1 protein-coding gene is annotated in these 331 nt (G+C 63.1%); it reads left to right on the plus strand.

Going from position 1 to position 331, the window contains the following annotated elements:
• The coding region (locus SB679_RS23495; RefSeq protein WP_410704685.1) for a transketolase C-terminal domain-containing protein at positions 1–331 on the plus strand (331 nt) is incomplete at both ends.

A 331-nucleotide genomic window follows, 5' to 3' on the forward strand; every position in this document is an offset into this window, starting at 1 on the left:
CGTTGCAACCCAGCTCATGGTAAATCGGGCGCTCGAAGCCGCCCAGCATCTGGCCGAGGATGGCATTGACGTGGAAGTCATCGATCCCAGGACCCTGCACCCGCTCGATATGGAGACCATCTACGCCTCGGTGAGGAAGACCCGCCATCTGGTCGTCGCTCATGAAGCCGTGCGTGATTTCGGGTGGGGCGGGGAAGTCCTCAGCAATGCGGTGCAGGAATGCTGGAACGAGCTCGATGCCGCGCCCCGCCGGTTAGGCGCCGCACGCACACCCATTCCCTACAGCGAGGAACTGGAAAAGGCTGTAGTCCCGACCGCTGCCGCCCTAGGT

It is taken from the genome of Chryseobacterium sp. SIMBA_029 (assembly GCF_046535275.1).
Classification (GTDB): Bacteria; Bacteroidota; Bacteroidia; order Flavobacteriales; family Weeksellaceae; genus Chryseobacterium.